The sequence below is a fragment of the Kitasatospora sp. NPDC004531 genome, from assembly GCF_053602195.1.
This window is the reverse complement of the sequence record NZ_JBSGDD010000097.1, coordinates 1-25,775: the sequence shown is the minus strand read 5'-3', so window position 1 is coordinate 25,775 and position 25,775 is coordinate 1. Positions and strand designations below refer to the sequence as shown.

Here is a 25,775-nt window from a genome sequence, read left to right as displayed (position 1 = left end):
GGTGGTCACCGCCGACGGCGCCGCCGACACCCTCCGCGCCCGCCTCGGCACCGCGCTGACCGGGGCCGCGGCGCTCGCGGCCCGGGACGTGGGGCCGCCCGGCCCGCACCAGGTGGACGTCGCGCTCGGCCCGCCGGGCGGGATCGGCACCCGGCCCGCGGACTGGGCGATGGTCGCGGTGGCGGCGCTCGCCGCGCCGTTCGCCCGGCGGCGGCCCGTCGCCGCGGTGGCGGCCGTGCTCGCCGCGGCGGCGCTCAGCAGCGGGACGGCGGCCTCGCCCGCCCCCTGGGTGGCCGTCGCCGTCGTGCTGTACCCCGCCCCGCGCGCGCTGCCCGTCCGGACGGCCGGCGGGCTGCTCGCGGCCGCCCTCGCGGTGGCCGTGCTGTGCCGCGGCGGCGTGCTGCGCTGGCCCTGGGCGCGGCCCGAACTCGGCGGCCCCGGCGCCTCGTTGACGCTCGCGCTGATCCTGGTCACCGGCTGGACGGCCGGCTACGCGATGGACCAGCGCCGCCGCCGCCGCATCGAGGACGAACGCTCCCGGCTGCGCGAGGAGCGCGTCCTGATCGCCCGCGAGCTGCACGACGTGGTCGCCCACAGCCTCGGCGTGATCGCCGTACAGGCCGGCGTCGCCAACCACATCGCCGCCGAGCAGCCCGAACAGGCGCGGCGCGCGCTGGCCTCGATCGAGGAGACCAGCCGCACCGCGCTGGACGAGATGCGGGCCCTGCTGGGCGTGCTGCGCACCGGCGAGGACGGCGAGCGGCTGCCCGCGCCGCGACTGTCCGAGCTCGACGAGGTGGTCCGCCGGGCGGCCGCCGCGGGCGTCCGGGTCGAGCTCGAACTGCTCGGCGAGCGGCGGGAGTTGGCACCCGGGCTGGAGCTCGCCGGCTACCGGGTGGTGCAGGAGGCGGTGACCAACGTGGTCCGGCACGCGGGCACCGACCGGTGCCGGGTGCGGGTCGAGTACCGGGCGGACGCGCTGGCGCTCAGCGTCGTCGACGACGGGCGAGGGGGGTCTTCGGGCGGTTCGTCGAGCGGGGGCCACGGGCTGGTGGGGATGCGGGAGCGGGTCGCGGTGCACGGCGGGCAGTTTTGGGCCGGGCGGCGGGACGCCGGGCGCGGCTTCGAGGTCTCGGCGGTGTTCCCGTTGGCGGTGGGGCGGTGACCTCCGGGGGCGGGCCGGCCGTCCGGGTGCTGGTCGCCGACGACCAGGCGCTGGTGCGCGGCAGCTTCCGGCTGCTGATCGACTCCGCGCCCGACCTGACGGCCGTCGGTGAGGCCGCGGACGGCGTCGAAGCGCTCGAACTCGCCCGCCGGGAGCGGCCCGACGTGGTCCTGATGGACATCCGGATGCCCCGGCTGGACGGCATCGAAGCCACCCGCGAACTCGCCGCCGACCCCGAGCTGGCCGGCGTCCGCGTCCTGGTGCTGACCACCTTCGACCTCGACGACTACGCGTTCGCGGCGCTGCGCGCGGGCGCGGCCGGGTTCCTGCTCAAGGACACCCGGCCGGCCGAACTCCTCGAAGCGGTACGGGTGGTGGCCGCCGGGCAGGCCCTGCTGGCGCCCCGGGTGACGCGCCGCCTGATCGAGGAGTACACCCGCCTGCCCGGGCCCGCCGGCGCGCCCGTCGCCGCCGCGCTGGGCGGGACGACCGAGCGCGAACGGGAAGTGCTGACGCTGATCGGGCTCGGCCTCTCCAACGAGGAGATCGCCGGCCACCTGCACGTCAGCCTCTCCACCGCGAAGACGCACATCGGCCGGCTGCTGGCCAAGCTCGCGGCCCGCGACCGGGCCCAACTGGTCATCGCCGCCTACGAGTCGGGGCTGGTCCGGCCCGGCTCCGGCGGACCGCGGGCCGTACGATGACCGGGTGTTCATTCTTGAGCTGACCTACACCGCCCCGCTGGAGCGCATCGACGCCCTGCTGCCCGCCCACATCGCCTGGCTCGAACAGCACTACGCGGCCGGCGCCTTCCTCGCCTCCGGCCGCAAGGTCCCGCGCGACGGCGGCATCATCCTCGCCGTCGCCGAGAGCCGCCCCGCGATCGAGGCCCTCGCCGCCACCGACCCCTTCACCGAGTCCGGCGCCGCCGAATACCGCATCACCGAGTTCGTCCCCACCACCACCGGCCCGGAACTCGCCCCGCACCGCGAGACCCTCCCGACGGCCTGAGCCTGCCGGGCCCTGGGGGATGGTGGCCGGAGCTCGCCGCGCACAGCGAGGGAGCTTCCGGCCCACGGGCCGACGAGCGGCGCGATCGGGATTGTTACTGGGGGAACGACTCGGCCATGGGCAGGGTGAGGCTCGTTTCGATCGGCCGGATTCCGAGTGCGTCCATGACGGCCTTGGCTGCGGTGCGCCCTGGCGCGCGCGTGGTGCTGATCTTGTCTCCGTTGATGATGTTGCCCTGCCACATCGGTGCGTCCCGCCGCCAGTCGACACGGGTGGCGAGCTCGATGTACTTCATGGTGCGCCAGTTGGCGTCCGGGTTCTTCTCGATCTCGTACGCGACGTGGCCGATGACGACCAAGCCGGTCGCGGTCATGTTGATGTAGTGCTTGCGGAAGTCGACCACCTGGTTCGCGACGCCGCCGCTGGTCGGCAGCTTGGCGATCGAGTTCCACGGCGTCATGTACTCGGTGAGTGCGGACATCATGGAGAGCGCGCGAGTGATGAACTCGTCCTGCTTCTCGGTGGTTCCGATGACCTGGAGGCTCCGGGCGGGAATGCTGGCCTCGCTCAGGGCGTAGTCGTGGAACAGCAGCTCTTTGACCATGCCGCGGACCTGGTTCAGCAGGAAGATCGCCGGCGAAAGCTTCGAGAGGCTCTTCGACGTTTCGTCGATGCGTCCCCGCAACAGTTCGCTGTTGTCGACGATCTTCGTCAGCACGCGGTTCAGCGGTTCACGGGTGTTGTAGGCGGCGAGCAGGCTGGCGGGGATCTGCTTGGTCTGGGCGGCGTCCGCGAAGTCCTGGTGGATGCGGGCAACGTCGGGCTCGACCACGACGACCACGGAGATGCTGTCGGACATGAAGGAGTCCCCGTCCGGGAGCTCCTCGCTGCGTCGGCCGATGGCAGCCAGTCGGTGCTGGCCGTCGGTGACCGAGAATCGGGTCTCGTCTCCGATGACCACGAACCCGGCCGTCATGGCGAAGTTGCCGCGCGGGACGTGGATCGCCGGCAGGGCGCGGACGTTCAGAGTCACCGGCGGGAGGATGTAGTCGCGCTCGTTCTCGGCCAGGTACTTGGCGATGGTGCGGACGTGGCTCACGTCCATCGGACGATTGGTCGCGGTCCTGGGATTGCCGCCCTTCACCGCGGCGTCGGAAACGACATGCTTGACCAGGAACGAGTAGGAGAAGGCCGTGGTGAGCATCAGTCGGCCGCCCTGCTGGAAGACCACGCAGGTGAAGACACGTCCCCCCGAGGCGGTGGCCGCCTCGCTCGCGGCGGTCTGGGCAGCGGTCAACGAGTCGTGCTGGGTGAGTCCGTGCTGGGCAATGAACACGCCTACTCCTGAGGAAAGATGACTGGACGTCAGATCCGTTTGCCGCCTCAGACGGTAGTGCGATGAAAGTTCTACGTGCAAATCTGCACGTAGAACGTTTGTTTATATGGGTTCGCTCGTGAGGTCGGGTCGTTCTGAGTGCCGCCTCGGGTCTGTGGCTTCGCGCCGCGGTCAGGTGCGGTGGGCGGATTGGGCGGCGAAGGCTCCGGCGAGGACGAGGGCGCCGCCGGTGAGTTGGAGGGGGCCGAGGTGTTCGCCGAGGAGGATCCAGGCGAGGAGGGTGGCGACGACGGCTTCGAGGTTGGCGACGACGCCGGCGACGGGTGGGGAGAGGTGCCGGACCGAGGCGACGCCGGTGAGGTAGGCGAGGACGGTGGCGATCAGGACCATCCAGAGGGCGGGGACCAGGGCGGGGAGCCGGTGGCCGTTCATGGTGACGGAGTGGGCGAGGGGGGACCAGTCGGCGGTCCAGGGGCGGGTGGCGGCGGTGAGGAGGATCGCGCCGATCAGCAGGCCGTAGGCGGAGACCGCCAGGGGGTGGACGGGGCGGTCGCCCTCGCGGCCGGCGTCGGCGAGGACGAAGTAGCCGACCTGGCAGCAGGCCGCGCCGAGGGCGAACAGGACGCCCAGCGGGTCGAAGGAGAGGCCGTGCCAGACCTCGACGACGCAGGCCAGGCCGGCCACGGCGACGCCCGCGCCGGCCATCGCGCGGCGGGAGACGGGGCGGCGCTGGACGAGTCGGACGTAGGCGAGCAGCAGCGGCGGGCCGAGGTACTCGATCAGCAGGGCGACGCCGACCGGGATGCGGGAGATCGCCGCGAAGTAGCAGGCCTGGACGCCGGCCACGGCGAGCAGGCCGAAGCCGAGCAGCAGGCCGGGCCGTCGGCGGAGCGCGTCGCGGTGCTTCCAGGCGACGGGCAGCAGGACCAGCGCCGCGCCGGAGACCCGCAGCCACACCGTGTGGGTGGGGGAGAGCCCGGCCTCGATCAGCGGCTTCGCGGCCGTCCCGGAGCCGCCGAAGGCCACCGCCGAGACCAGCGCCAGGGCCAGTCCGAGCCTGGCGGCGCGGTGGGCGGGGGCGGGTGCGGAGGGGCGTTCCACCAGGGGGAGATCGGGTGCCGGGCGCGGGTCGAGCGACATGGCGGAGGGGTCCGAGCTGCTGTGCATCGCCGCATTGTGCCAGCTCGGACCCCTCCGCCGTAAGGTGCTATCCAGCAGGTTGGTCCTGTGTCCCGAGGAGCCCGCCGGTGTCGCCGGACCCGGTCGAGGCGCTCGGCGCGGGCGAGCTTCCGGTGCCCCCGCTGGGCTTGGCCGACGGGCTGCGGCTGGGCCGCGGCTGCCCGGTGTCGGTGCCGTCGCCCGCGCCGCCGGTGGGCCGCGAGCTGGGGCTGCCGGTGCCGTCGCCGGCGGACGGGGACGGCGAGGAGCTCGCGCCGTCCGACGCGGACGCGCTCTGGCTCGGCGAGGCCGTCGCGGACGGCAGCGACGGGGCGGTGGTGGACGGCGTCCGGACCGTGCCGGGGAAGGAGGCGACCGGCTGCCCGGCGAGGGCGGCCTTCATGTAGGCCGTCCAGATCTGCGCCGGGAACTTGCCGCCGGCCGCGCTGCCCGCGCCGCCGACCCCGTCCAGGGTGACCTGCTTGCCGGTGGTCGGGTCCTGGCCGAACAGGCCGACCACGGTGACCAGTTCGGGCGTGTAGCCGGCGAACCAGACCGACTTGGAGTCGTCGGTGGTGCCGGTCTTGCCGGCCGTGGGGCGGTTCAGCGAGGCGGCCCGGTAGCCGGTGCCGCCCTGGTCCTCGACCACGCCGCGGAGGATCGCGGTGGTGCCGCGGGCGGCCTCCTTGGAGATCGCCTGGGTGGCCTTGTGCTCGGGCAGCGCGACCTGCTCGCCGCCGGCCTCCAGCGACTTCACCAGCCACGGGGTGATCTGCCGGCCGTCGTTGTCCAAGGTGGCGTACACGCCGGCGAGTTCCAGCACGCTCGGGCTGGCCGACCCCAGCGGGATCGACGGGACGGCCTTCAGGCCGGGGGTGTCCTCGGGCAGGCCGAGCGCCACCGCGGTGGAGCGGACCTTCTCCAGGCCGGTGTCCTGGGCGAGCTGCGCGAACACCGAGTTCACCGACCAGTCGGTGGCCTGCTGGAGGCTTATCTGACCGTACGAGCGCTCACCCTCGTTCGGCGGCGCGTAGGGCACGCCCTTGGCGCCCCGGACGGCCCGCCGGTTGGTGCCGTCGTAGACGGTGTCGGCGCTGATCCGCTCGCCGTACTGGGTGCGGGCGCCGGAGTCCAGGGCGGCGGCCAGCGCGATCGCCTTGAAGGTGGAGCCCGCCTGGTAGTCGGTGCGGGTGGCGTTGTCGATCCAGTGCTTGGTGGCGTCGGCGCCGCCGTACAGCGCCAGCACCTGGCCGGTCTTCGGGTCGACCGACACCGCGCCGGCCTGCGCCGCCGCGTCCACCTTGCGGCTGTCCGGCTTCAGGCTGTCGGTCAGCTGGGCCTGCACCGCGTCCTGCAGCTGCTGCTGCTTCTTGGAGTCGACGGTCAGCGTGATGGTGTTGCCGCCCTGCGCGAGCTGGGCGTCGCTGAGGATGTTGTGCTCGGTCAGGTACGAGGTCGCGGCGGCCACCAGGTAGCCGGCCTGCCCGGACAGGCCGGGCGCGGACTTCGGCGCCTGCACCTCCGGGAACGCCATCCCGCTGCGCTCCTCGGCGCTCAGCCACTTCTTCGCGACCATGCCGTCGAGGACGTAGTTCCAGCGTGCCGTCGCCTTCTGCTTGCCGCTCTCGGTCGCCGAGGACACGTCGTACGCGCTGGGCGCGTTCAGCAGCGTCGCCAGGTACGCGCCCTGGGCGGCGTTCAGCTGGGAGGCGTCCACCCCGAAGTAGGCCTGCGCGGCGGCCTGGATGCCGTACGCGCCGCGTCCGTAGTACGAGGTGTTCAGGTAGGCGGAGAGGATCTCGTCCTTGCTCTGGGTGGCGTCCACCTTGAACGCGATGAAGACTTCCTTCACCTTGCGGCTGACGGTCTGCTTCTGGTTCAGGTACGCGTTCTTCACGTACTGCTGGGTGATCGTCGAGCCGCCCTGGGTGGCGCCCCCGGACGCGGTGTTGAAGGCGGCGCGGGCCATGCCCTTGAAGTTGACCGCGCCCTCCGAGTAGAAGTTGCGGTCCTCGGCGGCCAGCGCGGCGTGCTGGGCGTCCTTGGAGACCTTGTCCAGGGGGACGTTCTGCCGGTTGGTCTGCCCGGTGCGGGCCAGCAGCGAGCCGTCCGAGTACAGCCAGGTGTTCGACTGGGCGGTGGCGGCGGCGTGCGCGTCCGGCACCTTCACCAGGACGACGCCCAGCGTGAACAGGCCGATGCCCAGCAGGAACGTGGCGGCCACACCGATCAGCGCCGTCCGCCAGGTGGGTATCAGCCTGCGCCACCCGGTTCGTTTCGTACGTTCACGGGGCTTTCGAGGCAACGGAAACCTTCCCGCAGGCCCCGGACGGGCTGCTCGCTCGGGCGAGGGCACGGACCCCGCCGACTTGATCGATAGACTTGTCAGATGTTAGGGGCCTATGTCCCATTTCGCCTAAGGCGATCTTTAAATACCTCTTAGTGGCGGGACGCCCGCTTCCTCAACGAGCGGACCCCGCAAGGGGACATGGGCCGCCCGATCACACGATCGAGGCGTGCGTCACAGCCCGGGAACGCCGAAGGCCCCCCGCTTTCGCGAGGGGCCTTCGACCGTCTGTGCGCCGCCAGGGACTCGAACCCCGGACCCGCTGATTAAGAGTCAGCTGCTCTAACCAACTGAGCTAGCGGCGCCTGCTGACCTGGAGAACATTACACGTCCGGCGTCGTTCCGCCGAATCGTGACCGCCCGGCCACGCAGCGTACGAGGGGCGGCTCAGCGCGGGGGCGGGAGCCGGGCCAGGAAGACCTCGAAGGCGGTCGACTTCACCTTGTTCGGCCCGACGAACGGATAGTTCATCTCCTTGATCGCGATCAGCGACAGCGCGATCAGCCCGGTCAGCGACAGCACCATCAGCAGGTGCACCCAGGTGTTGGACAGGCCGAACAGGAAGGTGAAGGCGATGGTGACCGCCGCGCCCGCGATCAGCGCCGCCCACAGCAGCGGGGGCACGCAGTCCGCGATCAGGTTCAGCCGGGCGCGGCGCTTGCTGGCCAGGCCGTCCACGTGCTGCACCAGGTTCTGGTAGATCGTCGAGTCCCGGTTGCTCTGCGGATCGAAGGCCAGCGCGGTGTCGCGGATCTGGTACATCAGCGCCGTCGCCCCCGGGTCGCTGCGGTGGCCGGCCATCAGCTGCCACTCGGTGTTCACCACCGCGTGCGCGTAGCTGAGCGTCAGCCCCTCCAGCTTGGCGCCCTCCGGCAGCGGCATCTGCCGGGACATCCAGTAGACCCCGGCCAGCTCGTCCGCCTCCTCGAAGGTCGTCACCCGCGCCGTCGAGGTGTTCTCCCACACCACGATCACCACGAAGGCCACCAGCACCGCGTAGAACGCGCCGACCGCGGCGAAGATGAAGCCCGCCACGTCGTTGCAGTTCTCCCGGGACGGGACGGAGGCGTACCGCTGCACCAGGAACATGCAGCCTGCCGTGCCCAGCAGCATGCCGAGCAGGACCGTACCGTCGACCCAGTTCACGTGGACCCCCGCTGACCTCGGTGGACATCTCTGCGCATACCGTCATCAGGCCACGGAAGCGCGGGCCCGGCGAGCGGGGATGGCCCGACCGGCCGTCAGGGCGCCGGACAGCGCGGTGATCGCGAGGCGGGCCGACGGAAGGACACGGGGACGCCGGCGGCAAGACCGCCCCCAGTGTCGCCGCCGTCCCTCCTTGACCTTCCGCGTTGTCCGTGAAGCGCCCGTCCGTCCGTCCAACCGCAGAGGAATCTATCGGGCCAAACGGGGCGGACGGGACAAGCCGACCGCCACACGCCCCGGACGGGGCCCGCTGTCACCCGGATCGCGCACTGCGGCGTCAACTCAGCCTGACGAAGGGGTACATCGGGAGGAATCGGGCCAATCGGTGTGCTACATACGGTGCATGCGCCGCCCCGCCCCGGATGCGAGGATCGCCGGAGACCGTCCCGCCGGCCGCGCACGCCCCCGCTCCGCGCGGCCCCGCAGTGAAAGCAGGCCGATGAACGCCGCCCCCGACCGCTACCGCCCGGTCCGCCGGATGCTGGCCCGCGACCAGGGCGAGTCCCACCGGGTCTCCACCCCCCTGGAACTGTTCTTCGACCTCTGCTTCGTGGTGGCCATCGCCCAGGCCGGACGCGAACTCGCCCACGCGCTGGCCGAGGGACACCTCGCGCTCGCCCTGCCCGGCTACCCGATGACGTTCTTCGCCATCTGGCTGGCCTGGATGAACTTCAGCTGGTTCGCCTCCGCGTACGACGTGGACGACGTCCCCTACCGGCTCACCACGCTGGTCCAGATCACCGGCGTGCTGGTGCTCGCCGCCGGCGTACCGCGATTCTTCGAACGCCAGGACCTCGCCCTCGTGGTGGCCGGCTACCTGCTGATGCGCCTCGCCATGGTCACCCAGTGGCTGCGCGCCGCCCGCGGCGAGAGCGGGCCCGCGCGCACCGCCGCGCTGCGCTACGCCGTCGGCATCACGGTCGTCCAGGCGTTCTGGGTGGTGCTGGTGTTCGTCCCGCACGAGGCCCGCAGCGCGCTGTTCGCGGTCGGCGCGGTCGCCGAACTCGCCGTCCCCGTCTGGGCGGAGCTGCACAACCGCACCCCGTGGCACCGGCACCACATCGCCGAACGGTACGGCCTGTTCACCATCATCGTGCTGGGCGAGACGGTCGCCGCCGCGACCGTCGCCATCCAGACCGCGCTGGACGAGCACAAGGCCGTCGCCGAACTGCTGCCGATCGCCGGCGGCGGGCTGCTGATCTGCTTCGGCGCCTGGTGGATCTACTTCGCCGACGACGCCCACCCCTACCTGAACTCCAGCCGGCAGGCGCTGCCCTGGGGCTACGGGCACTACGTGATCTTCGCGTCCGCGGCCGCCGTCGGCGCCGGGCTGGAGGTCGCCGTCCAGCACGCCGTCGGCGCCACCCACCTCTCCGACCGCGCCGCGACCGCCGCCGTCACCGTCCCCACCGCGCTGTTCCTGATCACCGTCTGGGCCCTGCACTCGCGCCACCACAAGCGCGGCGCCGCCCAACTGGTGCTGCCGCTCGCCGCACTGTCGGTGCTGGCTGCGACGCTGGCCGGGAACGCCGGTGTGCTGATCGCCGGCCTCCTGGTGGCGCTCGCCGTCGCCATCGGCATCGCCATGACCGCACACGCACACGCCGTGGAACGGAGCTGAGACCCCCGTGCACCTGGACGACCTCCCCTACGCCCACCTGCTGCGACCCCACACCGGGCCGCTGCGCGCCGACACCCGCTACGACACCGTCCACTTCGACGACCTCGACCTCGGCGGGCAGCTCGGCGGCGCGAGCTTCCTGGAATGCGCGTTCACCGGGATCCGCGCGGAGGACGCGAAGCTGCGCCGGGCCGGGTTCAACGAGGTGTGGCTGCACGGCGGGCGACTGGTCGGGGTCGACCTCGCCGAGAGCGACTGGCAGGACACCGAGATCGACTCCACCGTGCTGGCCGGCATCTCCGCGTACAGCTCGGCGATCCGGCGCACCGTCTTCCGGCAGTGCAAGCTCGAAGCGGTCAACCTGCGCGGGGCGGTGCTGCGCGACGTGGTCTTCGAGGACTGCCTGCTGCGGGACGTCGACCTCGCGGACGCGAAGCTCACCGACGTGACGTTCCCGGGCTCCACGCTGGACGAGGTGCGGCTGCGGGGCGCAACGCTCAAGCGGGTGGACCTTCGCCCGGCCGCGAGCCTCGGCCTCCCGGACGGACACCTGGGGCTGCGCGGGGCGATCATCTCGACGACGCAACTGCTGGACCTCGCACCGCAGTTCGCGCACGCGCTGGGGATCGCGGTGAGGGACTGAGGGGGTTCCGCTTCGCGGAGAGGTGGGGGAGGGGGTGGGTTCCGCTTCGCGGCGAGAGGGGGAGGCGCGGCGCTCGGGATTGCGGTGAGGGACTGAGGGTCGTTCCGCTTCGCGGGGAGGGGAGGCGCGGCGCGGGGGATTGCGGTGAGGGGCTGGAGGGCCGTTCCGCTTCGCGGGGAGGGGGTGGGGCGCTGGGGATTGTGGTGAGGGGGTGGGTCAGCCGAGTGTGGCGCGGGCGATGGCGGTCAGGCCGGCGAGCAGGGCGATGATGCCGAAGACGCGGGCGACCAGCACGGGGGCGCGGTGCTGCCGTTCGGGGTGGCGGCGCTGCTGGGCCCGGCCGAACCACTTCGAGGCGAGGAGCGTGCCGAGCAGGACTGCGAACACGCCCCAGCAGATGAGGAAGACGTCGGGGTGGGAGGCGTGCTGATCGGCCAGCGTGGTCATGGGGAAGATCATCCGCGCGGGCCGGGACACCGTCAATGGGGGTGCGGGTACCGGGCGTTCATCTGGTGGGCGGGGTGACGAACGTTCGGTGTAAGTCATGGCCATGTCGGTTCGGTTGCGTGAGGATGCTCGGCGTTCGGGCGCGAGGTGTCTGGACAACATCATCAGCAGCCGAAGGGACGGGCGGGTCAAGGTGGCAGAGCTGAGTCGTAGGAAGTTCATGGCGCTGTCGGCGAGTGCGGCAGTCGCGGGGGCGGTGGCCGGGGGCGGGGCGGCGGCTCCGGCGGTCGCGGCGCCGGAGGGCACCACGGGGACGATCACGGACGCCAAGCACGTGGTCGTCCTGATGCAGGAGAACCGCAGCTTCGACCACTACTTCGGGATGCTGAAGGGCGTGCGCGGCTTCGCGGACCGTTCGGCGATCCAGATATCCGGCGGCTACAGCGTCTTCAACCAGCCGACCCTGCTGAACCTGGGCCGGCAGTACCCGTGGCAGTTCAGCGCGACCAAGCCGGCCGGCGGGGCGGACCCGGAGCGGCTGGCGCAGTGCAACGGCGACCTTTCGCACGCGTGGTCCGATCAGCACAAGGCGTGGAACGGCGGCAAGCTGGACTCCTGGGTCGCGGCCAAGGGCAACGTCCGCACGCTGGGGTACCTGACCAGGGCGGACATCCCGTTCCACTACGCGCTGGCCGACAACTGGACGATCTGCGACGCCTACCACTGCTCGGTGCTGTCGGCGACCGGCCCCAACCGCACCTACCACTGGTCGGGCCAGATCGACCCGTCCGGCGCGGCGGGCGGCCCGGCGTACGACGGCGGTGACGAGTCGGGGCTGCGCTGGCAGACGTACGCGGAGGCGCTGGAGAACGCGGGGGTGAGCTGGAAGGTCTACCAGAACGCGGCGGACAACTACGGGGACAACGCTCTCGCGTACTTCTCCCAGTTCTCCTCCGCGCCGGCGGGCAGCCCGCTCGCGGTCAAGGGCATGGGCTCCGTCCCGAGGGCGACCGGCCGGACGCCGGACGACATCGTGGCGGCGATCCGCGCGGACGTGCTGGCGGGCACCCTGCCGCAGGTGTCGTGGATCGTGCCGGACCAGGCGTCCTCGGAGCACCCGTACGCGACGCCCACCGACGGCGCGCACTTCGTGCACAACGTGATGGACGCGCTGAACGCCGACCCGAACGTCTTCAACTCCTCGATCCTGTTCGTCAATTACGACGAGAACGACGGCTTCTTCGACCACGTCCCGCCGCCGGTCGCGCCGGCCGGCACCGCCGGGGAGTTCTACAGCGGCACCAACATCGGCCTCGGCTTCCGGGTGCCGATGCTGGCCGTCTCGCCGTGGAGCCGCGGCGGCTGGGTGTCCTCGGAGACCTTCGACCACACCTCGGTGCTGCGCTTCCTGGAGAAGTGGACGGCCGCCCAGGGCAGGCCCGCGACCTGCGTGAACATCTCGGCGTGGCGGCGCAAGGTGTGCGGCGACCTGACCGGGCTGTTCGACTTCGCCAACCCGGTGTACGGGATGCCCGCGCTGCCCGACACCTCGGCCACCATCGGCCTGGCCGCCTGCGGCCCGCTGCCGAACCCGGCCCCCGTGAACAACCAGCTGCCCGCGCAGGAGCCCGGCACCCGGCCGGCCCGGGCGCTGCCGTACCAGCCGGTGGCGAACCTGGACCGCCTGGAGTTCGGCTCCGGCGGGGTGATGAAGGTGTGGATCGCGATGTCCAACACCGGCAGCGCCGCCAGCCACTTCGCGGCCTACGCCAACGCCCACCGCTCCGGCGGCCCCTGGCAGTACACCGTGGACGCGGGCGGCTCGACCAGCGACTTCTTCAACTGCGGGACCGGCTACGGCGCGGGCAAGTACGACCTGACGGTGATCGGCCCGAACCGCTTCCTGCGCCGCTTCACCGGCGACGCCACCACCGCCGGCAAGTACGCCGCCGTCACCACCAGCTACGCGCCGGCCCCGGACACCGGCAGGCCCGCGCTCTGGTTCAGGCTCGCCAACACCGGCTCCGCGCCGGTGACCTTCACCATCACCTCCGCCAACTACCGCACCGACGGCCCCTGGACCTACCAGGTCGCCGCCGGGGCCGCCGCCGACGACTGGTTCAACGTCGCGGCCTACACCAACGGCTGGTACGACTTCACGGTGACGGTCAGCGGCGACGCCGGCTGGTCGCAGCGCTTCACCGGCCACCTGGAGACCGGCGCCCCGTCGGTCTCCGGCTGACGCCCCCTCACACCGCCCGCAGGCCGTGCGCGGCGAAGACGTCGCGCGCGGCCCGCACCTGCTCCGGGGTCGGGGCGGGGGTGCCGGCGAGCGGGAAGTCCCGCCCGAGCGCCGCCCACTTGGCCGCGCCGAGCCGGTGGAACGGCAGCACGTCGACCCGGGAGACGTTGCCGAGCGAGGCGGCGAAGGCCGCGACGCCGTCGACGTTCCGGGGCGGGTCGGTGAGGCCCGGGACGAGGACGAAGCGCAGGTGCACCTCCTTGCCGAGGCCGGCGAGGCGGCGCGCGAACTCCAGCGTGGGGGCGAGCCGCGCACCGGTCAGGCGGCGGTAGAGCGCGCGGTCCCAGGACTTGATGTCGAGCAGCACCAGGTCGGTGTCGGCGAGCAGCGCGTCGCTCGCCCGGGCGCCGAGGAAGCCCGAGGTGTCGAGGGCGGTGTGCAGGCCGAGCTCGTGCTTGAAGCGGTGCAGCAGCTCGCCGGCGAAGGCGGGCTGGAGCAGCGGTTCGCCGCCGGAGAGGGTGGCGCCGCCGCCGGAGGCGCGGATGAACGCGGTGAACTTCGCGGCCTCGGCGACCACTTCGTCCGCGCCCGTCCGGCGGCCGTTGGCCATCCGCCGGGTGTCGGGGTTGTGGCAGTACAGGCAGTCCAGCGGGCACCCGGCGAGGAAGCACACGAAGCGGGTGCCGGGGCCGTCCACCCCCGTCGACAGGTCCCAGGAGTGCACCGAGCCGGTCGTCGTCGGAGCGGGAGCAGCGGTCATGGCGACGCCTCCTGGGAGCTGTCGGCGGGCCGGCTCAGAGCGAGCCGTGGAAGGTGCGGTTGACGACGTCCAGCTGCTGTTCCCTGGTCAGGCGGACGAAGTTGACCGCGTAGCCGCTGACCCGGATGGTCAGCTGCGGGTACTTCTCGGGGTGCTCCATGGCGTCCAGCAGGGTCTGCCGGTCGAGGACGTTGACGTTCATGTGGAACCCGCCGACGGCCGTGTAGCCGTCGAGCACGCCCGCCAGGTTGCGGATCCGGTCCTCGCGGGTGCGGCCGAGCGCGTCGGGGGTGACGGTGTTGGTCAGCGAGATGCCGTCCTCGGCGGCGGAGTAGGGGAGCTTGGCCACCGAGACGGCGCTGGCCACGTAGCCGTGGGTGTCGCGGCCGTTCATCGGGTTGGCGCCCGGGGAGAACGGTTCGCCGGCCCGGCGGCCGTCGGGGGTGGCGCCGGTCTTCCTGCCGTAGACCACGTTCGAGGTGATGGTCAGCACCGACTGGGTGTGCTCGGCGTTCCGGTAGGCGGGGTGCTTGCGGATCTTGCGCATGAACTCCTCGACCAGCCGTACCGCGATCGCGTCCGCCCGGTCGTCGTTGTTGCCGTACGCCGGGTACTCGCCCTCGACGCGGTAGTCGACGGCGAGACCGGACTCGTCGCGCACCGGCCGCACCGTCGCGTACTTGATCGCCGACAGCGAGTCCGCCGCCACCGCCAGCCCGGCGATGCCGCAGGCCATGGTGCGGCGCACGTCGCGGTCGTGCAGCGCCATCTCCAGGCGCTCGTAGGCGTACTTGTCGTGCATGTAGTGGATGACGTTCAGCGCGTGCACGTACGTCTCGGCCAGCCACTCCAGCTGCTGGTCGAAGCGGGCCGCCACCTCGTCGTGGTCGAGCACCTCGGAGACGATCGGGCCGGTCTCCGGGCCGACCTGCTCGCCGGTCAGCTCGTCCCGGCCGCCGTTGATGGCGTACAGCAGCGTCTTGGCGAGGTTGACCCGGGCGCCGAAGAACTGCATCTGCCGGCCGACCTCCATCGCGGAGACGCAGCAGGCGATCGCGGTGTCGTCGCCGAAGCGCGGGCGCATCAGCTCGTCCGACTCGTACTGCACGCTGGAGGTGTCGACGGAGACCTGCGCGCAGAACTCCTTGAAGCCCTGCGGGAGCCGGGGCGACCAGAAGACCGTCAGGTTGGGCTCGGGCGCCGGGCCCAGGTTGTACAGGGTCTGCAGGTAGCGGAACGAGGTGCGGGTGACCAGCGGGCGGCCGTCGGCGCCGATGCCGCCGATCGACTCGGTGACCCAGGTCGGGTCGCCGGAGAACAGCTCGTCGTACTCGGGGGTGCGCAGGAAGCGGACGATCCGCAGCTTGACGACGAAGTCGTCGATCAGCTCCTGCGCCCGCTGCTCCGTCAGCCGGCCGGCGGCGAGGTCGCGCTCCAGGTAGACGTCCAGGAAGGTCGAGGTGCGGCCGAGCGACATGGCCGCGCCGTTCTGCTCCTTCACGGCCGCCAGGTAGGCGAAGTACAGCCACTGGACGGCCTGCCGGGCGTCGGCGGCCGGCCCGGAGATGTCCTCGCCGTAGCTCGCGGCCATCGCCTTGAGCTCCTCCAGGGCGCGGATCTGCTCGGCGAGCTCCTCCCGGCCCCGGAGGGTGTCCTCCAGGGTGCGCGGGTCGTGCGGGGCGGCGTCCAGCCCGGCCTTCTCCTCGCGCTTGGCCGCGATCAGCCGGTCCACGCCGTACAGTGCGACCCGCCGGTAGTCGCCGATGATCCGGCCCCGCCCGTACGCGTCCGGCAGGCCGGTGACGACGCCGGCCCGGCGGGCGGCCCGGATCTGCGGGGTGTACGCGTCGAACACGCCCGCGTTGTGGGTCTTGCGGTGGACGGTGAAGACCTTCTCCAGCTCCGGGTCCACCGGGTAGCCGTACGTCTCCAGCGCGCCCGCGACCATCCGCCAGCCGCCGTTGGGCATGATCGCCCGCTTCAGCGGGGCGTCGGTCTGCAGGCCGACGATCAGTTCGTTGTCCCGGTCGATGTACCCGGGGGCGTGCGCCGTGATGGTGGACGGCGTGTCCCAGGAGACGTCCAGCACGCCCTTGGCGCGCTCCTCGGGGAACAGGTCGGTGATCCGCCGCCAGATCGCCGCGGTCCGCTCGGTCGGGCCGGCCAGGAAGGCGGCGTCGCCCTCGTACGGGGTGTAGTTCTGCTGGATGAAGTCGCGGACGTCGACGGTGTCCCGCCACAGGCCGCCCTTGAAGCCGTCCCAGGCACCGGTGTGGATGCGCTCCGGCTGCTGCGTGCTCATTGACTCGCTCCCGCCTCTCGCCTACGCGCACTATTGTGAAACGATTCACAAAGTCACATGGGCTCGGAAAGTCCTGATCGGAGGGGACGTTCGTCCCCGGTGTCACGCCGCCCGGTCGTCCCCGTAGTAGGCCTGCGTCATCAGCCGCTCCATCTCCCGCAGCATCGGCAGCCGCGGGTTGGCCGGGGCGCACTGGTCCTCGTACGCGTTCATCGCCTGCTGCCCGAGCGCCGCCAGGAAGGCCGCCTCGTCCACCCCGGCGTCCTTGAACGAACGCGGGATGCCGACCCGCTCGCGCAGCTCCTCCACCGCCAGCGCCAGCGACTCCACGCCCTGCTCGGGGGTGTCGGCGGGCAGACCGAGGGTGCGGGCGATCTGCCGGTAGCGCTCCGGGGCCACGTACTGGCGGTACTTCGGCCAGCTGGTCACCTTGGCCGGCGCCGAGCCGTTCCAGCGGATCACGTGCGGCAGCAGCAGCGCGTTCGTCCGCCCGTGCGCCACGTGGAAGGTCGCGCCCAGGGTGTGCGCCATCGCGTGCACCGCGCCCAGGAACGCCGAACCGAACGCCATGCCCGCGATCGTCCCCGCGTTGTGCATCCGCTCCCGCGCCACCGGGTCGTGCGGGCCGTCGTGCACCGCCGCCGCCAGGTTCTCGAAGACCAGCCGGATGCCCTGCAGCGCCAGGCCGTCGGTGAAGTCGTTGGCGTACACCGACACGTACGCCTCGATGCAGTGCGTCAGCGCGTCGAACCCGGAGTCCGCCGTCACCTCCGGCGGCAGGTCCGTCGTCAGCGCCGGGTCCACGATCGCCACCGTCGGGGTCAGCGCATAGTCCGCCAGCGGGTACTTCTGCCCGGTCTCCGGATCGGTGATCACCGCGAACGGCGTCACCTCGCTGCCGGTGCCCGAGGTGGTCGGCACGCACACCAGCTTCGCCTTCTCGCCCAGGTCCGGGAAGGTGAACGCGCGCTTGCGGATGTCGAAGAACTTCTCCTTCAGGTCCGCGAACTCCACCTCCGGGTGCTCGTACAGCAGCCACATCACCTTCGCCGCGTCCATCGGCGAACCGCCGCCCAGCGCCACGATGGTGTCCGGCCGGAACTCGCGCATCAGCTCCGCGCCCCGCTCCACCGTGGCGAGGCTCGGATTGGGCTCGACGAAGTCCACCACCCGCACCTCCACCGGCTCCGGGCGCCGCCGCAGCACCTCGCGGACCCGCTCCAGGTGGCCGATCTCCACCATCGTCCGGTCGGTGACCACCAGGACCCGGCGGGCGCCGCGCATCTCGGTCAGGTAGCTCAGCGAACCGCGCTCGAAGTAGATCTTCGGCGGGACCTTGAACCACTGCATGTTGGTGTTGCGCCGCCCCACCCGCTTGATGTTGAGCAGGTGCGGCGCGGACACGTTCCCCGACACCGAGGTGTGCCCCCAGGAGCCGCAGCCCAGCGTCAGCGAGGGCACGAAGGCGTTGTACACGTCGCCGATGCCGCCCTGCGAGCTCGGCGCGTTCCAGATGATCCGGCACGCCCGCACCCCGGCGCCGAACTCCTCCGCGAACGCCGCGTCCTCGGTGTGCACCGCCGCCGAGTGCCCGAGCCCGTTGAACTCCACCATCCGCGCCGCGAGCGCCACGCCCTGCGCCCGCGACCCGGCCCGCAGCACCGCCAGCACCGGGCAGAGCTTCTCCCGGGTCAGCGGCTCCTGCTCGCCCACCCCGTCGACCTCCACCAGGAGCACCGAGGTGTCCTGGGGAACCTCGAACCCGGCCGCCCGCGCCACCTCGTGCGCCGACTGCCCGACCACCGCCGCGTTCAGCTTCGCCCCCGCGCAGTCCGCGCCCGTACCGACCCCGAACAGGTGCCGCTCCAGCAGCGCCTTCTCCTCCGGGCCCGCCAGGTACGCCTTCAACTGCCGGAACTCCGCCAGCGCGGGCCCGTACACCTCCTCGTCCAGGATCACCGCCTGCTCGGAGGCGCAGATCATCCCGTTGTCGAAGGACTTCGACAGCACGATGTCGTTCACCGCCCGCTTCAGGTCCGCGCTGCGCTCCACGTACGCCGGCACATTGCCCGCGCCCACGCCCAGCGCCGGCTTCCCGCACGAATACGCCGCCCGCACCATCGAGTTGCCGCCGGTGGCGAGGATCGTCGCCACCCCCTCGTGCCGCATCAGCGCGTGCGTCGCCGCCATCGACGGACGGTCCACCCACTGCACGCAGTGCGCCGGGGCGCCCGCCGCGATCGCCGCGTCCCGGACGATCCGGGCCGCCTCCGCCGAGCAGCGCTGCGCCGACGGGTGGAAGGCGAACACGATCGGGTTGCGGGTCTTCAGCGCGATCAGCGCCTTGAAGACGGTCGTGGAGGTCGGGTTGGTCACCGGGGTGAGGGCGGCGACCACGCCCACCGGCTCGGCGATCTCCACGATGCCCTCGACGTCGTCCCGGGAGACCACCCCGACCGTGCGCAGCCGGGCCATCGAGTGCGTGACGTGCTCGCAGGCGAAGACGTTCTTCACCGCCTTGTCCTCGAACACGCCGCGCCCGGTCTCCTCGACGGCCAGCGCCGCCAGCCGGGTGTGCGCGGCGAGCGCGGCCAGCGAGGCCTTCTTGACGATCCGGTCCACCCGTTCCTGGGTGAGGCCGGCGTACTCCTGCAGGGCCCGGTGGGCGTTGGCGACGAGGGCGTCGACGGCGGCGTCGGGGGCCTCGTCGGCGTGGTCCGTGGCGTGCACGGCGGGGGAGTTGTGACCGGACATGGCGCGGCTCACCTCTCGGGGTGCGGCTGCGGGCGCCCCGGCGACACTGCCGGGACCGGTTGACCCCCTCAGCGTCGGGCGACGGGCCCTGCCGCGGCTACGGCCGATCGGCGCGCCTTGCCCGGGACCATCGGCCTTTTCCGTTGCGCCGCAAGGGAGTTCGGGACCGGCCCCGGCGCGCGGCCGGTGTCCGCCGGGCGGGTGAGCCGCAGGCCGCCGGGGTGCGCCGCCCGGGGGCCGGTGCGAGGGTGGTCGGAGCCCGTCCGGGTCCGAACGAGGGGCCCGCCGCGGCGTACCGTGACAAGTGAGGCAGCGAAACAGGGGGGACGCCCACCCGAGGAGGAGACATGGGCATTCTCGACAGGTTCCGCCACCACCCGGCCCCGCCGGCCGCCGACCCCGCCGAGCGGGCCGCCCTCGCCCACGACGAGGCCGCCGACGCCTTCGCCGACCCCGTGGAGCGCGCCCGCGACGCGGCGCAGCGCCGCGTCGAGCAGGAACGCGAGGACCGCGAGGCCGCCGAGAACATGACGGCCGAGGGCGACCCCTGGGGCTGACCGCCGACCACCGGACGCCGGCGCCCGCCCCGGGCGCCGGCGTCCGCGCGTCCGCTCATCCCCTGGGCGGCAGCGGCGGGCGGCGCAGGTCCGGGCGGGGCGTCGTCGGCGGCGGGGGAGCGGCGGCCGGGGTGGCGGCCAGCAGGTCGAGGGCGAGGGCGACGGCCGCCGCCAGGTCGGTGTGCTCGCCGCGCGCCCAGTCGCGCGGGGTGCGGACCACCTCGACGTCGGGGGAGACGCCCCGGTTCTCGACCGAGAAGCCGACGCCGCCGGTGAACCAGGAGGCGTTCTTCGGGACGGAGATCTGGGTGCCGTCGCCGAGCGCGTGCCGCCCGGTCATGCCGACCACGCCGCCCCAGGTGCGGGTGCCGACCACCGGGCCCAGCGCGAGCGCCTTGATCGCGGCGATGATCACGTCGCCGTCGGAGCTGGTGGCGTGGTCGGCGAGCGCGACCACCGGCCCGCGCGGTGCGTCCCGGGGCCAGCGCACCGGCTGCCGGCCGCGGGTGAAGTCCCAGGCGAGGACCCGCCGGTGGAGCTTCTCCAGGACCAGCTCGGAGACGTTGCCGCCCGCGTTGCCGCGCACGTCCAGCACCAGCGCCGGGTGGGCGAGCTCCGAGCGCAGGTCCCGGTTGAACTGGGCCCAGCCGGAGCCGCCCAGGTCCGGGATGTGCAGGTAGCCGCACACGCCGTTGCTGAACTCCCGTACCAGGTGGCGGCGTCTGGCCACCCAGTCCTGGTAGCGGATCGGCCGCTCGTCGGTCAGCGGGGTGACGGCGATCCGCCGGACCTGCTCGCCGCGGCGGACCGTCAGCTCCACCGTGGCCCCGCCCGTCCCGGCCAGTAGCGGCGTCGGACCGCGCACCGGGTCCGGCGGGCGGCCGTTCACGGCGAGCAGCTCGTCGCCGTCCTTCAGGCCGTAACCCGCCAGCGGCGCACGGGCCTTGGGGTCGGAGGACTCGCCGGGCAGGATCCGGTCGACCAGCCAGCGGCCGTCCGGGTCGCGGTGCGCGTTCGCGCCCAGCAGGCCGAGCGGCTGCTGGGCCAGTGCCGGACCCTCGCCGCGCCGCGACGGGGTGACGTACGCGTGCGAGGTGCCGAGCTCGCCGAGCAGCTCCCGCAGCAGGTCCGCGAAGTCGTCCGGGGAGGCCACCCGGCTCAGCAACGGGGCGTACTGCTCGGTGAGTTCGGCCCAGTCCAGGCCGCACATGCCCGGGTCCCAGAACTGGTCGGCGACGATCCGGGCCGCCTCGAAGTACGACTGCCGCCACTCCGCCGCCGGGTGCACGGTATGGGCGATCCGCCGCAGGTCCACCGGGACGGGCGCGGTCGGCGCGGACATCGGGTACAGCTTCAGCGAGCCCGCCGAGAACACCGACACCGCCGAGCCGTCCGCCGACACCGCGAAGCCGTCCAGCTGCTCGACCAGCGTGCTGCGCCGGCCCCGCGCCAGGTCGAAGAACTCCAGCGCGGGGCGGCCCGAGGTGTCCTCCGGGTTGGCGAAGGTCTGGCCGAGCGCCCCCGAGATCGGCCAGCGCAGCCACAGCACGCCGCCGCGCACCGCCGCCGTCGCCGAGTACTTCGAGGCGATCACCGGGAACGGCACCAGGCGCTTGCTCAGCCCCTCCTCGTCCACCCGCACCGTGCCGTCGCCGGTCGCCTCCTCCGGGTCCAGGCCCACCGGCGGGCGGCCCTCGGCGGGCGACGCGAACGGCGACGGGGTGTCGGCGGCCAGCGGCACCAGGTACGGGCGGCAGCCCAGCGGGAACGACAGGTCGCCGGTGTGCACGTCGTGCACCGGGTCGAAGCCGCGCCAGGACAGGAACACCAGGAAGCGGCCGTCCCGGGTGAACACCGGATGCTCGTCCTCGAAGCGCCCGCCGGTGACGTCGATCGCCCGCTCCGGCCGGTCCACCCGGGCCAGCCGCACCGCCCGCAGCGAGCGGCCCGCCACCGGCTGCGACCAGGTCAGCCACTGCGAGTCCGGGGAGAACGACGGGCTGGAGACCGGCCCGAACCGGGACGCCGCGACCTCGGTGACGCCGCCCTCGGCGGTGTCCACCAGCAGCAGCCGGCCGTCCGAGCAGGCCACCGCCAGCCGGTTGCCGTCCGGCGCGGCGGACAGCTCCTGCACCCGGCCGATCCGGCCCGCCGCGATCCGCCGGTTCGCGCCCGGTCCGCCCGTGCCGTCCCGACCGTCCCGGCCGGGCAGCGGGGCCAGCTCGATCGCGTCCTCGCCCTCCGCGTCCGTCACCCAGGCCGCCTGCCCGCTCCAGCCGAGCACCAGCGGCAGCCGGCAGCGCACCCCCGGGGTGTCCGCCAGCACCCGCGCCGGGCCGTCCCGGTGGGTCAGCCAGTACAGCGAGCCGCGCACGTTGAGCACCCCCGCCCGGCCGGTGGCGTCGCAGGCCAGGTCCTTGACGTTGTTCGCCGCGCTCACCTGGTACGGGCGGCGGCCCGAGCGGGCCCCGCCGAGCGGCACCTCCAGCCGGCGCGGGCCCGGCGCGTCCAGCGAATCCAGCAGCCACAGGTCGCCGGCGTGCTGGTAGACGATCCGGGCGCCGTCGGACGACGCCTCCCGCGCGTAGTACGTCGCGTGGTCGGTGTGCCGCCGCAGGTCGGTGCCGTCCGGCCGCACCGAGTACAGGTTGCCCACGCCCTCGTGGTCCGACAGGAACGCCACCCGGCCGCCCGCCGGGGACGCCACCGGCATCGGCGCCGCCAGGTGCCCGGGCAGATCCGGCAGCAGCAGCCGGTGGTCCACCCACAGCCGGCCCGTCGCGCCGCCCCGGTAGCGCTTCCAGAACGCCGGCTCGTGCGGGGCGGCGTCCGTCAGCAGCACCGTGTGCTCCGCGCCCATCTGCGCGTCCGCGACCGGCCCCCACGGCATCCGGCGCCCCGGGGAGCCGTCCGCGGGCAGCTCCCACGCCCAGGTGTAGTGCGCGAACGGCTCGTGGTACGAGGTGACGGCCAGCACCTCCCCGTTCGGCAGCCAGCCCCGCACCCGGGTGTCCTGGCTGCCCCAGTACGTCAGGCGGGACGCCGCGCCGCCCGCCACCGGCGCGGTGAACACCTCCGGCGTCAGCGCGGACCAGCTCGTCCAGGCCAGCGCGGCGCCGTCCGGCGACAGCCGCGGGTGGCTCACCCGGGCCCGGTCCGCGGTGACCCGCCAGGCCCGCCCGACCTCGCCGTCGGGCGCCAGCGGCGCGACCCAGACGTCGTCCTCGGCGGTGAAGGCCAGCAGGCCGTCGCGTACATGGGGGAAACGCAGATAACCGGGCACCACTCCATGGTTCGACCCCGCGCCGGGGGCCGCAACGCGGACGGGGCCGGGTGCGCGCGCCGCCGCCGACTCGCCGTCAGGCAACGGGAGTTGCCGGTCCATTGACAGGGGCTGGTCGAGCCGGTTCAGTGGTCTAGTCCAACTCCCAGGGTGCGTGCCGGTGCGGCGGCACGCCCCGGGCCGGAACCCCACATCCCGGCCGGCGGGAGACGGACGTCCCCCACACAGAGGCAGGAGCATCCCCACATGCAGACTCCCCGAAAGCGCCGGCTGCTCGCCGCCGGCACCGCCTGGGCGGTCGCCGCCGCAGGCGCGGTCGCGATCAGCTTCGGACTGGCCGGATCGGCCTCCGCCGGCGAATTCCTGGTCAACGGCGGCCTGGAGAGCGGCTCGCTCACCCCCTGGACGTGCAGCGGCAGCACCGGCGCCGTCGTCACCGGCCACGCCCGCACCGGCAGCTACGCGCTCGCCGGCACGGCCACCGGCGTCGACACCGCCCAGTGCACCCAGACCGTCGCCGTCGCCCCCAACACCACGTACACCCTCAGCGCGTACGTCAACGGCAGCTACACCTACCTCGGCGTCAACGGCGGCCCCTCCACCTGGACGCCCGGCACCGGCGGCGGCTACCAGAAGCTCTCCGTCAGCTTCACCACCACCGCCACCCAGACCTCCGCCACCGTCTTCACCCACGGCTGGTACGGGCAGGGCATCTACTACGCCGACGACATCTCGCTCGACGGGCCCGGGGCGCCGACGGGCTCCCCCTCCGCGCCGAACTCGCCGAGCCCCTCCGCCTCCGCGTCCGCCTCGGCCAGCGCCAGCCCCTCCACCTCGGCCAGCGCGAGCCCCTCCACCTCCGCCAGCCCGTCGGGCTCGCCGAGCACGCCGCCGGCCGGGAACCACGCCCTGGTCGGGTACCTGCACGCCAGCTTCGCCAACGGCGCCGGGTACCTGAAGATGGCGGACGTGCCCGACAGCTGGGACATCATCGACCTGGCCTTCGGCGAGCCGGACTCCATCACCTCCGGCAACATCCACTTCAACCGCTGCCCCGTCGCCCAGTGCCCGGGCGTGGAGACGGACGCCGAGTTCAAGGCGGCCATCGCCGCCAAGCAGGCCAAGGGCAAGAAGGTGCTGCTGTCGATCGGCGGCCAGAACGGCGAAGTGCAGCTCACCACGACCGCCGCCCGCGACGCCTTCGTCTCCTCCGTCTCCGCGATCATCGACAAGTGGGGCCTGGACGGCCTCGACATCGACTTCGAGGGGCACTCGCTGTCGCTGAACACCGGCGACAACGACTTCAAGAACCCGACCACGCCCGTGATCACCAACCTGATCTCGGCGGTCAAGAGCCTCAAGGCCAAGTACGGCGCGAAGTTCCAGCTGACCATGGCGCCGGAGACCTTCTTCGTCCAACTCGGCTACCAGTACTACGGCTCGGGCCCCTGGGGCGGCCAGGACCCGCGCGCCGGAGCCTTCCTGCCGGTCATCTACGGCCTGCGGGACGACCTGACGCTGCTTCACGTCCAGGACTACAACTCGGGCTCGATCATGGGCCTCGACAACCAGTACCACAACATGGGCGGCGCGGACTTCCACGTCGCGATGACCGACATGCTCCTCGCGGGCTTCCCGGTGGCCGGCAACACCGCCAACATGTTCCCGCCCCTCAAGCCGTCGCAGGTCGCCATCGGCATGCCCGCCAACACCTACGCCGGCAACGGCTACGTCGCCCCGGCCGTCGTCAACCAGGCCCTCGACTGCCTCACCAAGGGCACCGGCTGCGGCTCCTACACCCCGCGCGCCGGCAAGCAGCCCAACCTGCGCGGGCTGATGACCTGGTCGATCAACTGGGACAACTACAACAACAACGAGTTCTCGAAGAACTTCCACAACTACTTCGGCTGAGCACCGGCGAAGGAGCGGGCCGCCTGCGGCGTGCTTCGGGCCTGGCTGCCGAGGTGCGCCGCAGGCGTTGTCGGGGCGCGAGGGGCTGGGGTGGCGGCGGTTCTCAGTTTCGGCTGAGCGCCGGCGAAGGAGCAGGACCAACGGGCCGCCTGCGGCGTGCTTCGGGCCTGGCCCGCCGGGGCGCGAGGGGGTGGGGTGGCGGCGGTTCTCTGCGGTGTGCCGCAGGGTGCCGGCCCGGCATTTTCTCGGCCCTGGGGGCCGCCGCCTTCGGCGCGCTCGGGGGTGTGAGTGGTGTGCCCTCGAAGCGCGCCGCAGGCGTTGCCGCCGGCGGGCTCAGGCGGTGGTGGTTCCCGAGGTGCGTGGCAAGGACGGGTGGCCGCCTGCGGCGTGCTTCGGGCCTGGCTGCCGGGGCGCGGGGGTGCCCGCCGGTGGCCGGGCCCGGCCGGTCGACGGGGTGGGGCGGGGTGCCTAGCCTGGGGAGGAGGAGGTGGTGGTGATGCTGGGAGATGCGCCGTTGTGCGCGGTGATTCCGGTGACCGACCTCGGGCAGGCGAAGCGGTACTACCGTGACACGCTGGGGCTGGAGCTGGTGGAGGAGAACGCGGAGGAGGCGGTGTTCCGGACCGGGGGCGGCGAGTTCTCGATGTACCAGACGTCCTACGGGGGGCAGGCCGAGCACACCCTGGCCAGTTGGAAGGTCGCGGACCTGGACGCCGAGATGGCCGAGCTGCGCCGTCGCGGCGTGGTGTTCGAGGAGTACGACTTCCCGGGCCTGACGACCGTGAACGGCGTCGCCGAGAACGACGGCATGCGGGCCGCCTGGTTCAAGGACCCGGACGGCAACGTGCTGTGCGTGAACGAGCGGCGTCCGCGTTGACGGACAACGCAGAAGGCCCCTCGCCGGAGCGAGGGGCCTTCGACTGTCTGTGCGCCGCCAGGGACTCGAACCCCGGACCCGCTGATTAAGAGTCAGCTGCTCTAACCAACTGAGCTAGCGGCGCGTGCTGACGGAGAGAACATTACCGGGGGCAC

Annotated in this window: 18 protein-coding genes and 2 tRNA genes; 9 read left to right on the top strand and 11 right to left on the bottom strand. The window is 72.7% G+C overall.

Annotated elements, in window-relative coordinates; all coding sequences use genetic code 11:
• From ACWEMJ_RS28725 to ACWEMJ_RS28715, 3 genes are all read left to right on the top strand, one after another.
• The coding region (locus ACWEMJ_RS28725; RefSeq protein ID WP_452140024.1) for a sensor histidine kinase at positions 1-1,165 on the top strand (1,165 nt) is incomplete at its 5' end.
• Positions 1,162-1,869, top strand: a complete 708-nt coding sequence (locus ACWEMJ_RS28720; RefSeq protein ID WP_452140023.1) for a response regulator — start codon at positions 1,162-1,164, stop codon at positions 1,867-1,869. The genes ACWEMJ_RS28725 and ACWEMJ_RS28720, both read left to right, overlap by 4 nt.
• A 4-nt stretch (positions 1,870-1,873) precedes the next feature.
• A complete protein-coding gene (locus ACWEMJ_RS28715) occupies positions 1,874-2,176 on the top strand; it encodes a YciI family protein (RefSeq protein ID WP_452140022.1) in 303 nt (100 codons plus the stop codon).
• A 94-nt stretch (positions 2,177-2,270) separates the two neighbouring features.
• Here the strand turns inward: ACWEMJ_RS28715 and ACWEMJ_RS28710 are convergent, their stop codons facing one another.
• The 5 genes from ACWEMJ_RS28710 to ACWEMJ_RS28690 all read right to left on the bottom strand — a co-directional run bounded on the left by ACWEMJ_RS28710 (position 2,271) and on the right by ACWEMJ_RS28690 (position 8,163).
• Complete coding sequence (locus ACWEMJ_RS28710; RefSeq protein ID WP_452140021.1) at positions 2,271-3,473, bottom strand: DNA sulfur modification protein DndB; 1,203 nt, start codon at positions 3,471-3,473, stop codon at positions 2,271-2,273.
• A 210-nt stretch (positions 3,474-3,683) separates the two neighbouring features.
• The gene (locus ACWEMJ_RS28705; RefSeq protein WP_452140020.1) at positions 3,684-4,679 is read right to left on the bottom strand and encodes an EamA family transporter; all 996 of its coding nucleotides are present in this window, start codon (positions 4,677-4,679) and stop codon (positions 3,684-3,686) included.
• A gap of 40 nt (positions 4,680-4,719) precedes the next feature.
• Positions 4,720-6,894, bottom strand: coding sequence for a transglycosylase domain-containing protein (locus ACWEMJ_RS28700; RefSeq protein WP_452140019.1), 2,175 nt, complete (start codon positions 6,892-6,894; stop codon positions 4,720-4,722).
• Between the two features lie 354 nt (positions 6,895-7,248).
• Positions 7,249-7,322: transfer RNA gene (locus tag ACWEMJ_RS28695), tRNA-Lys, on the bottom strand.
• An 82-nt stretch (positions 7,323-7,404) separates the two neighbouring features.
• The gene (locus ACWEMJ_RS28690; protein WP_452140018.1) at positions 7,405-8,163 is read right to left on the bottom strand and encodes a bestrophin-like domain; all 759 of its coding nucleotides are present in this window, start codon (positions 8,161-8,163) and stop codon (positions 7,405-7,407) included.
• Between the two features lie 499 nt (positions 8,164-8,662).
• Here ACWEMJ_RS28690 and ACWEMJ_RS28685 point away from each other — a divergent pair, with 499 nt between their 5' ends.
• On the top strand, positions 8,663-9,844 hold the full coding sequence (locus ACWEMJ_RS28685; protein ID WP_452140017.1) for a low temperature requirement protein A: 1,182 nt from the start codon (positions 8,663-8,665) through the stop codon (positions 9,842-9,844).
• Between the two features lie 7 nt (positions 9,845-9,851).
• On the top strand, positions 9,852-10,487 hold the full coding sequence (locus tag ACWEMJ_RS28680) for a pentapeptide repeat-containing protein (protein WP_452140016.1): 636 nt from the start codon (positions 9,852-9,854) through the stop codon (positions 10,485-10,487).
• Positions 10,488-10,703: 216 nt separating this feature from the next.
• Here ACWEMJ_RS28680 and ACWEMJ_RS28675 read toward each other — a convergent pair whose 3' ends face one another.
• Positions 10,704-10,934: a hypothetical protein gene (locus tag ACWEMJ_RS28675; protein ID WP_452140015.1), complete on the bottom strand. Its 231-nt coding sequence runs from the start codon at positions 10,932-10,934 to the stop codon at positions 10,704-10,706.
• A 193-nt stretch (positions 10,935-11,127) separates the two neighbouring features.
• Between ACWEMJ_RS28675 and ACWEMJ_RS28670 the strand changes: the two genes are divergently transcribed.
• Entirely contained in the window at positions 11,128-13,176 is a 2,049-nt protein-coding gene (locus ACWEMJ_RS28670; protein WP_452140014.1) for a phosphocholine-specific phospholipase C, read from the top strand.
• 7 nt (positions 13,177-13,183) lie between these two features.
• Here ACWEMJ_RS28670 and pflA read toward each other — a convergent pair whose 3' ends face one another.
• The 3 genes from pflA to adhE all read right to left on the bottom strand — a co-directional run bounded on the left by pflA (position 13,184) and on the right by adhE (position 18,992).
• Positions 13,184-13,936: a pyruvate formate-lyase-activating protein gene (gene pflA / locus ACWEMJ_RS28665; RefSeq protein ID WP_452140013.1), complete on the bottom strand. Its 753-nt coding sequence runs from the start codon at positions 13,934-13,936 to the stop codon at positions 13,184-13,186.
• A 34-nt stretch (positions 13,937-13,970) separates the two neighbouring features.
• Complete coding sequence (gene pflB / locus ACWEMJ_RS28660) at positions 13,971-16,238, bottom strand: formate C-acetyltransferase (protein WP_452140012.1); 2,268 nt, start codon at positions 16,236-16,238, stop codon at positions 13,971-13,973.
• A 102-nt stretch (positions 16,239-16,340) separates the two neighbouring features.
• The gene (gene adhE / locus ACWEMJ_RS28655) at positions 16,341-18,992 is read right to left on the bottom strand and encodes a bifunctional acetaldehyde-CoA/alcohol dehydrogenase (protein WP_452140011.1); all 2,652 of its coding nucleotides are present in this window, start codon (positions 18,990-18,992) and stop codon (positions 16,341-16,343) included.
• Positions 18,993-19,339: 347 nt separating this feature from the next.
• Between adhE and ACWEMJ_RS28650 the strand changes: the two genes are divergently transcribed.
• A complete protein-coding gene (locus ACWEMJ_RS28650; RefSeq protein WP_452140010.1) occupies positions 19,340-19,549 on the top strand; it encodes a hypothetical protein in 210 nt (69 codons plus the stop codon).
• A 55-nt stretch (positions 19,550-19,604) separates the two neighbouring features.
• Here ACWEMJ_RS28650 and ACWEMJ_RS28645 read toward each other — a convergent pair whose 3' ends face one another.
• Positions 19,605-22,934 (bottom strand): S41 family peptidase, encoded by a 3,330-nt coding sequence (locus ACWEMJ_RS28645; RefSeq protein ID WP_452140009.1) that lies wholly within the window; start codon positions 22,932-22,934, stop codon positions 19,605-19,607.
• A gap of 144 nt (positions 22,935-23,078) precedes the next feature.
• On the opposite strand from ACWEMJ_RS28645, the gene ACWEMJ_RS28640 reads away from it, so the two are divergent.
• Both ACWEMJ_RS28640 and ACWEMJ_RS28635 read left to right on the top strand, forming a co-directional pair.
• Entirely contained in the window at positions 23,079-24,743 is a 1,665-nt protein-coding gene (locus tag ACWEMJ_RS28640; protein WP_452140008.1) for a chitinase, read from the top strand.
• Between the two features lie 496 nt (positions 24,744-25,239).
• The gene (locus ACWEMJ_RS28635) at positions 25,240-25,620 is read left to right on the top strand and encodes a VOC family protein (protein ID WP_452140025.1); all 381 of its coding nucleotides are present in this window, start codon (positions 25,240-25,242) and stop codon (positions 25,618-25,620) included.
• A gap of 50 nt (positions 25,621-25,670) precedes the next feature.
• On the opposite strand, the gene ACWEMJ_RS28630 is transcribed toward ACWEMJ_RS28635, so the two are convergent.
• Positions 25,671-25,744 (bottom strand) — tRNA-Lys (locus ACWEMJ_RS28630).
• Positions 25,745-25,775: the final 31 nt, after the last annotated feature.